Here is an 8,454-nt window from a genome sequence, read left to right on the forward strand (position 1 = left end):
TACCTGGGTCATTCCAATATCAATCATACTGTCAAATATACGAAAACAGCCGCTGCACGCTTTGAAGGATTATGGCAATAAGCCATTTGTTTAGATACTGTCTAAATGGCTGCCAGAGAAATGAATCGTTGCCATACCCGAACCTCAGTGGTGATCAATATGTCGGATGCGGGTGACCCGGTCAAAGCTGGCGAAACCATTACCTACAACATTGTGGTTGACAACAACGGATCCGAACCGGTGTTGAATGTAACAGTCAAGGATGTGGTCCCCGCCGCCCTCACCTATGTTTCCTCTTCCGCTTCGCAGGGAACTGCAACCTTAGCCACCGAAAATGGAATGCCAACCGTGACGTTCAATTTTGGGGCCATTCCGGCCAGAGGCAAGGTGACGGCTGTCCTGGTGTGCAAAACACCACTCTTTATTTTTGGGACGGTGTACAACTCGGCCACCATTGTCACCGGGACGGGGCAACCAAACCGATTCAACACGGCCAGCGTTGATACGCTTCTTGTCTTGTAATACCAGTCAGTAGTCAGTAGTCAGTAGTCAGTAGTTCGCTAAGTTTATCTGGTTGAATCACTTGACTGGTTGCTTATACAAAAATTCCATTGCAAATTGATATAATTTGCCTCCAAACTCCACGTGTGCGATAGATCAAAACCAAACCGGGAAGGACTCATTGTGAGAGCCCTTCCCGGTTTGGTTTTGGCCATTTCCGTCTCAATGCGACCTCAGTTTGGTTGATATTGATTGTAACTGGATTTTCTTGCCGGGTTTTCTATAATTTTTTATACAGTTCTGAAATATAAGGATGTTGGTAATTTCATTTGTAAGTGAATGAGGTCAAAGCGTTCGGTCATCACTCATTTATCTTTTCAAGGAGGTACCTATGATTCAAGAAAACCCTTATACAATTCAATTTAAACAGCAAATGCAGGAATCGCTTCAGCAAGAAACGCTTCAGGTTCGGTCCATCAAAGTGAAAAAAAATGATCATATCTATACCTGCGGCGACAGTGATGAGATGGTGTATTTCATTGTTAGTGGACAGGTTAAGTTACTTATGGTTTCACCGGAGGGAAAAGAATGCCTGCTGGCCATTCACACCACCGGCGATATTTTCGGAGAGTTAAGTCTATCTGGGGCAGGTACACGGCTGGAAACAGCCACCGCCATGGGAACGACGATCCTCAAACAAATTCCAAGCTCGCGGTTTATTGACCGATTATATCAGGATTCACTGGTTGAGGGTTTTATCCGCTACCTGGCGGCTCGGATTGCCGACCAGCAGCAGGTGATTGCCAACCTGGTAACCGTGGACAGCGAGCAGCGGTTAGGAAAGACCTTACTTCAACTGGCTCGAACATTTGGAAAAAAAGACCCTCGGAGCATTCGCATTGAACTCAAAATCTCGCACGAGGAACTTTCGGAAATGGTTGGCACAACCCGGCCCAGAGTCAGTGTTTTTATGCAACGATTTAAAAATATGGGATTGATTGAACTCAATGCCGATCATTTTCTCATTATCAAGGAAGAAAAACTGACCAGTTACCTGGAATCACACGCCTGATTTCAGTTTGGCAGTAGTTTCTGGTTTGGATAATTCCATTTGAAATCAAAAGTCTTCAACAGGGGCACCGTAATGCGGAGAAGTTGTCACAAATTGATTTTGATCGGCATTTCGGTACGCAGGCGCGGTTCACCTGTTTTCCAAACCGGAATATCTTCCGTGGGTGTGCCATTTGCCCGGGCGCCAATGACTCGGATTTCCATCGTCTCGCGATGGGGTGACTTGATCGAAACCATCAGAAAATGACACTGATTCGACCAGGATTGAATTGATGCTTTCTGTAACGCATCGAGACTCAGCTCGGCAGGCCGGAGCGCGCCGCCAGCTCCAGAAATAACACAGTACAGCTCATACCCTGACGGTTTGGCGAGTTCGAAATTATGCTCATGCCCGCAAAAAACAACTCTGGCTCCGGCCCCAATAAAATCATCCAGTTGTGGTTTCGACAGTGTTTTATAATCGCCTTCCCGATTTCCCGTTGCCAGATCCAGCCGGGAGGCATGCCGTGGCCCGGCGCAAAATGGCGGATGATGGAAAAATGGAATCAGCCATTTGGGTACTAGGCAACAATTGGTATTAACCCTTGTTTGCCTGGCGAATGACGTACTTTCTTCGCAAAAAATAAAGCCCAATCCCACTTAACAAAGCACCGGCGACAATCAGTAACTGAATTCGGGCTGATTCTTCGGCAAAACTGGCGACGGCCACCACAGCGGCCATGCCCATGGGCAACACTGCCACGGCAACCACCCCTGGCCACCCGCCTGGAACTCGAAAGGGTCGGTTCATGTCGGGTTGTTTGATACGCAGGATAATCAGGGTAATAAATTCCAGCGACAGACCAGCCGCATACAATAGAATGTCAATCACCACCAGCTTCCCAAAGGAAAGCGCGCAAAACAGGGCAGTCATCCCCGCTGAAACCAACAGTGCCGTCAGTGGGATTTCGGACCGATATGTTTTCGCTAAAGCCGACGGAAGCCAGCCATCACAGGCCATCCGGTAGGGCAGGCGCGAAGTGTAAAGCAGTTGACTGTTAAAAAGTGCCCAGCTTGAAACCAGGGCAGCGGCGGCAATGACAATCCCCAGCCAGTTTCCAGCCACCATCTGGCCAATCACCGGCCATCCAGCAGATTCAGTCCACACCGTGACATCCGTTGTTACTGCCAATCCAGCCATGACCGGAATGATATATGCCAGCACAATCAACGGCATGGCAAAAGCCAGGGCTCGCGGGTAAGCGCGTTGCGGTTGCTCAACCTCTCCGGCATAGGTTGAAACATTATCCCAACCACAGTAATTCCAAAGTACAACTGAAAAACCGACGCCAATCGTTTTCATATCCGGTTGCTGGGTCAATCCATTCACAACGGCTCCCCAGGAGGCTTCAACGGCCCCACTCCGGGACAACCCCAGAACCGACAACAATCCAAATGGAATCAAGACCAGGAGAATACTCGCGAGCGCGTTGTTTCCGACAGCCCGCGCCCCAAGCAAATTGACACCCAGCGCGCATCCAATGACAGTCGTGGCAATTCCCCAGCGAAGCCAGAAAACGGACCACGAACAGCCCCCATTTTCATCAAGCGCCAGTTGGGGGACAAAAAACGCCAGGTAGTTCACAAACAGAACTGGATAAATCGCCATATCCACGGCGGTGTAACAGATCGTCCACCACCCTTCCTGAACTCCCCAAAAATCGCCCATGGCGGTTCGAACCCAATGATAATACCCACCTTCTTCGGGCATCGCACTTGCCAGTTCGGCCACCATGAACGCCGTTGGAAGTGCCCACATCAACGGTGTGACCAAAACCAGGACCACTGCCCATCCCGGATTCATTTCCTGCACCAGTGATTCAAGGCCATACGCGCCACCTGAAACCGTGAAAAAAATCAAACCCACCAACTGCAACGTGGTGAGCTTTCGCGGGTGTTGTGATTCAGTTGTCATTTTTTAGCGTTCTTGACTACCTCCTACCGTGGTTGAAATAAAATTTTAAGGCCGGGAAGAATACAGGAAACTCAGCCAGAATCAAGAATTTATGGCCATAGCCGACAGGATAAGAGAGATAACCTCGATCTGGACAAGGAGACAAGATGACAGGGGGACAAGGAGACAGGGTGACAAGGTGACAGGGTGACAAATGACAAGGTGACAAATGACAAGGTGACAAATGACAAGGTGACAAGGTGACATCACTTCAGTTGAGACTTTTTAGTTTTTTGTACAAATGGCTAGACTGGATTTTTTAGCTCGTTTTTAAGTTTAGATAAACTGTTTATATTCAATGCTTAATGACTAAAGAAAGAGCCAGTTACTTGGTTTTTCCAGGTTAAATTGACTGGTTACAGAAAAAATTGAACAGTCCTCACCTTGTCATTTGTCACCCTGTCACCTTGTCACCTGGGAAGGGTTTTCGAACCCTGACGTGCAGAAAATATGAAACGACCTGGGCATCTTGAAGGCTGGGAAATATCCGGACGGTTTCATCATCTGGGCGAGGTTCTTCCAATCGTTCAATCACAAACCCGGTTTCAATCAGCAGGTTTATCCATTCCGACAATGTATGGGTGAATGTGGGGATTTTAAATTTCGGAAGCCCTGCTTTCACCGAAAGCGGCGCGGCACTGAAAATCCACTCGTCAATTTCGCCATTCAGGGGATGAAAATACTTCCCGACCTCAATGGCATAGGTAATGCCGTCTTCTCCGCGTAAATTTTTCCGGTGGCGCGTGGTAAAGCACGGATGCGAGATGGAAAATTGAAGGAACCCGCCTGGTTTCAAAATTCGATAGGCTTCTGACAGTACCGTTGCAATTTCGGGAATATCCATAAAGCTCATAAACCCGGTGGCAAAATCAAAAGAATGATCAGCAAAGGGCAACTCAACCGCACTGGCGACTTGATAGGTAATGCCGGCGGGTGACTCAGCTTCGGTTTGCCGGGCATGGCCGATAAAGACCTCGGAAATATCAATGGCCGTGAGTTGTGCTCCGCGCTGGGCGAGTCGCCGCGTATTGGTACCTTCTCCACAGCCGATATCGAGGCCGGTTAACCCGGTGACGTCTGGCAACATTTTGAAAAACGCCGGAGTGTTGAAGTGATCCCGGTAAACGTCGTAACCCGCCCGAGCCAGTCTGGTCCAGGTTTCAGCGTTCTCATTCCAATAGTGTCCTACTTCTGTGTGATTCATGGGGGTTCTCAAGTTGATGGATGGTGTGAAAATGGTTGAAATGAGTGTTGGGCCAGAAAGAGAAAATCATCTCCGCCCACATAGTGCATGTTTCCAAGAAAGATTTCCAACTGCAGCACGTCGGCCAGTTTTTGCCCAAGCTCCAATTCTTTCACGCTTGAGTGAACACGTGTGAATCGAATGGAAACCGGTTCAACCGGAAGGTGAGGTAACTCCGGCTCAACACCGATATAGTGTTTTCGGCTGATGTTGAAAGAGGTTTGATTATCTTCCATTGTGCCTTCAGCCCAGCACCAGACGTTTTCGGCGTCTATCTCAACGTCACGGGTGATAAAACCAGCGGAAAACCGGGCAAAGAGCGATTCAAGTGAAAGATCGGTGTGGCACCAGTAATCAAGTTGGGTTCGGCCAATCATATTCAGTTCTATGTTTTGGATATGTACTTCGTTGAAGGTCTCCAGACATTTTAACCACGAAATACACAAAATACGCGAAAAGAATCAATCACTTACCAAATCCAATATCTCTGTACCCTTACTGCAGGGTACTTAAATCCAGTTCCATATAAACATCTGCCGTGGCATATTCGGTATCCTCAGGCAGCGGCTGGTGTTGAAAGCCGAGTGATTCATACAGCCGAATCGCCGCCGCCAGTTTCTTGTTTGAAACCAGAATAATTTTTTTAGCCCCGATGAATCGAGCAAACTGGATGGCGGCCACCATCAATTGCCGTCCAAGGCCGCGCCCCTGAGCGAATGGGTCCACAGCCAGTTTGGCAATTTCCACTGATGTGGCATCAATCGGATGAATGGCGCAGGTGCCAATCACGGTTTCCTGATCAAGCGCCACCAGGATTGCGCCGCCAGGAGTGATGAATGTTTCCCTTGGAGATTCAAGATGTTTTAAATCAGCCGGTTCCAGCAGGTCATAGCCTTCAAGCCAGGCTCGGTTCAGGCGATCAAAATCGGCGGCGAACCGATCTTCAAACGGCACAATTTTGATTTGATTCTGAAGTTCTGTAGTCATAGGTGGCTCAAGGTTCAAGTTCCTTGCGGAAGCGTTTGCGGGTCTCGCGATAGCCGAGTTGTTCATACAGCCGATGAGCGTCAAGGCGTTCACTGGCGCTCATTACTTCCATCCGGTGGCACTTCCATTCACGGCAAATGGCTTCGGCGGTCTGTACCAGCCGGGTTGCAATTCCCAGGTTGCGAGCCTGGGTCCTGACGACCAGTGCCGTAATGCGACCATCTGGACCAGCATGAAGGTTTGGTGTTTGGTGCAGGGTGAGCAGTCCCACAACGTCTCCGTTTAATTCAGCAACCAGAACCCGGTTTCCAATTTCATCAAGGGTTTTCATTCGCTCGACAATCGTCACGGCTGGGGTTGGCCGGCCCAGTTCATCCAGCAAGTCAGACAGAACCTCGGCGTCATCCAGCCGGGCATCACGAATCACGATTTGAATTTCCAGGTCCGTCATCATTTATCCTGTTTGAGTTGCAGATTGTGTTTTTCAACTGACATCCATTGAGTGAAATTGAAGCCAGGTAGGTAATAGGAAAAACCCGACCAAAAGTAAAGTGATGAAAGAGCGAAGGAATACCTCGAATTGCCCTTGATAAGGTATTCCTCTGGGTTCTGATATGGTCACTGTGGTAAAAACCGAAAACCGTCATTCAGTTTTGTTTACCAATCCGGCAGCTCAGGACTCTCACCCATGCACAATCCCTTAACCAAAAGCTACACCTGTGGAACCAGCACCAAACCATTACTGGGGATAACCATCGGCGACCTGTTTGACCAGATTGCTGACCAGTTTCCAGACCAGGAAGCGTTGGTTGTTCGCCACCAAAACCGACGCTACACCTATCGGCAATTCCAGGCGGCTGTCAACGAATGCGCTCGCGGATTATTGAACCTTGGAATCCAGAAAGGCGACCGCGTTGGAATCTGGTCACAGAACAATGCCGAGTGGGCAACCCTGCAATATGCCACAGCCAAAATTGGGGCGATTCTGGTCAATATCAATCCAAGTTACCGGTTGCACGAGCTTGAATATGCTTTAAACCAATCTGGGTGCCGGGTGCTGGTGTTTGCTCCGCAGTTTAAAACTTCAAATTACACCCAAATGGTATGCGACCTGGTGCCCGAACTTCACACCTCAGAACCTGGGAAGCTGCACTCAAGCAAATTTCCGCATTTGAGTATTGTCATCAGCCTGGAACCCCAACCCGTCGCGGGTCTCTTTTCCTGGGCTGATCTTTCAACACTGGCTCAGGAGGTCAGTCTGGAGGATTTAGCCCGGTGCCAGAGCCAGCTCGAATTTGATGATCCAATCAATATTCAATACACCAGCGGCACGACTGGTTTTCCCAAAGGTGCGACCCTCAGCCACCATAATATTTTGAATAATGGCTATTTTGTGGGCGAAGGAATGAAATTCACTGAGCATGACCGGCTGGTCATTCCCGTGCCGCTCTATCATTGTTTTGGAATGGTCCTTGGCAACCTGGCTTGCCTGACCCATGGTGCTGCCGCCATTTACCCGGCTGAAGGATTTGATCCGAAAGCGGTGCTTGAAACTGTTGAAGCCGAACGAGCCACGGCTTTACATGGCGTGCCCACAATGTTCATTAGTGAATTGGAACATCCCGACTTTTCCAAATATGACCTGCGCAGCCTCCGAACCGGCCTGATGGCTGGCGCGCCTTGCCCGGTTGAACTGATGAAAAAAGTCACCACGCTTATGCATATGCACGAGTTTGAAATTGCCTATGGAATGACTGAAACCAGTCCGGTCAGTTTCCAGACTCGAACCGATACCCCGCCAGAAAAACGCATCAGCACGGTTGGGCAAATCCTGCCGCACGTTGAAGCCAAAATCATTGATCCTGAAACAGGAAAAGTTGTGCCGATTGGGTGTCCGGGTGAATTATGTACTCGTGGATACAACGTCATGCTTGGCTATTGGAATGACCCTGAAACCACTCACCTTTCCATTGATCCGGCTCGCTGGATGCACACTGGGGATTTGGCCGTGATGGATTCGGAAGGCTTTGTGAATATCGTGGGACGAATCAAAGACATGATTATTCGAGGCGGAGAAAAAATTTCACCTCGCGAGGTCGAAGAGTTTTTCCATACGCACCCGAAAATTAGAGATGTGCAGGTCATTGGGGTTCCAGATCAACGCTACGGCGAAGAAGTCATGGCCTGGGTACACCTGCGTGACGGCGAAACCACTACGCTTGAAGAACTCCAGGAATTCTGTCGTGGTCAGATCGCCCATCAAAAGATCCCTCGCTATTTCAAGTTTGTTGAACATTTTCCAATGACCGTGACCGGGAAAATCCAGAAGTTCCAGATGCGAAGACAAAGCATCGCGGAACTTGGGCTGGAATCGGTCGAGACTATCAAAACTGCTTAATAGTCAGTAGATGATAAGTCAGTAGTCAGTAGTCAGTAGTCAGTAGACAAAACCCGGATCGTTGAATCCGTGGAGTTCTTGAAAAAAATTGTTCCTAAATGACTTAAATAGAACCAAATACACTTGACACAAGTCCTCAAATCCCAACACTCGACTACTGACTACTGACTACTGACTACTGACTACTGACTACTGACTACTGACTACTGACTACTGACTACTGACTACTGACTACTGACTACTGACTACTGACTACTGACT

Annotated in this window: 9 protein-coding genes; 3 read left to right on the top strand and 6 right to left on the bottom strand. The window is 48.8% G+C overall.

Going from position 1 to position 8,454, the window contains the following annotated elements; translation table 11 throughout:
- Positions 1 to 120: 120 nt before the first annotated feature.
- Together HY774_14630 and HY774_14635 are read left to right on the top strand one after the other, a co-directional pair.
- On the top strand, positions 121 to 522 hold the full coding sequence (locus HY774_14630; GenBank protein MBI4749720.1) for a DUF11 domain-containing protein: 402 nt from the start codon (positions 121 to 123) through the stop codon (positions 520 to 522).
- A 370-nt stretch (positions 523 to 892) separates the two neighbouring features.
- Positions 893 to 1,573: a Crp/Fnr family transcriptional regulator gene (locus tag HY774_14635; protein MBI4749721.1), complete on the top strand. Its 681-nt coding sequence runs from the start codon at positions 893 to 895 to the stop codon at positions 1,571 to 1,573.
- Positions 1,574 to 1,659: 86 nt separating this feature from the next.
- Here HY774_14635 and HY774_14640 read toward each other — a convergent pair whose 3' ends face one another.
- The 6 genes from HY774_14640 to HY774_14665 form a co-directional block, all read right to left on the bottom strand.
- Complete coding sequence (locus HY774_14640; protein MBI4749722.1) at positions 1,660 to 2,211, bottom strand: hypothetical protein; 552 nt, start codon at positions 2,209 to 2,211, stop codon at positions 1,660 to 1,662.
- Complete coding sequence (locus tag HY774_14645) at positions 2,150 to 3,526, bottom strand: APC family permease (GenBank protein ID MBI4749723.1); 1,377 nt, start codon at positions 3,524 to 3,526, stop codon at positions 2,150 to 2,152. The genes HY774_14640 and HY774_14645 overlap by 62 nt, the downstream gene beginning before the upstream one ends.
- A 433-nt stretch (positions 3,527 to 3,959) precedes the next feature.
- The gene (locus HY774_14650; protein ID MBI4749724.1) at positions 3,960 to 4,769 is read right to left on the bottom strand and encodes a methyltransferase domain-containing protein; all 810 of its coding nucleotides are present in this window, start codon (positions 4,767 to 4,769) and stop codon (positions 3,960 to 3,962) included.
- An 8-nt stretch (positions 4,770 to 4,777) separates the two neighbouring features.
- A complete protein-coding gene (locus HY774_14655) occupies positions 4,778 to 5,185 on the bottom strand; it encodes a hypothetical protein (protein MBI4749725.1) in 408 nt (135 codons plus the stop codon).
- Between the two features lie 118 nt (positions 5,186 to 5,303).
- Complete coding sequence (locus tag HY774_14660) at positions 5,304 to 5,795, bottom strand: GNAT family N-acetyltransferase (GenBank protein ID MBI4749726.1); 492 nt, start codon at positions 5,793 to 5,795, stop codon at positions 5,304 to 5,306.
- Between the two features lie 7 nt (positions 5,796 to 5,802).
- A complete protein-coding gene (locus HY774_14665; protein MBI4749727.1) occupies positions 5,803 to 6,246 on the bottom strand; it encodes a GNAT family N-acetyltransferase in 444 nt (147 codons plus the stop codon).
- A 237-nt stretch (positions 6,247 to 6,483) separates the two neighbouring features.
- Here HY774_14665 and HY774_14670 point away from each other — a divergent pair, with 237 nt between their 5' ends.
- Positions 6,484 to 8,193 (top strand): AMP-binding protein, encoded by a 1,710-nt coding sequence (locus tag HY774_14670; protein MBI4749728.1) that lies wholly within the window; start codon positions 6,484 to 6,486, stop codon positions 8,191 to 8,193.
- Positions 8,194 to 8,454 lie beyond the last annotated feature (261 nt).

The organism is Acidobacteriota bacterium, from assembly GCA_016208495.1.
GTDB lineage: Bacteria > Acidobacteriota > Blastocatellia > Chloracidobacteriales > Chloracidobacteriaceae > JACQXX01.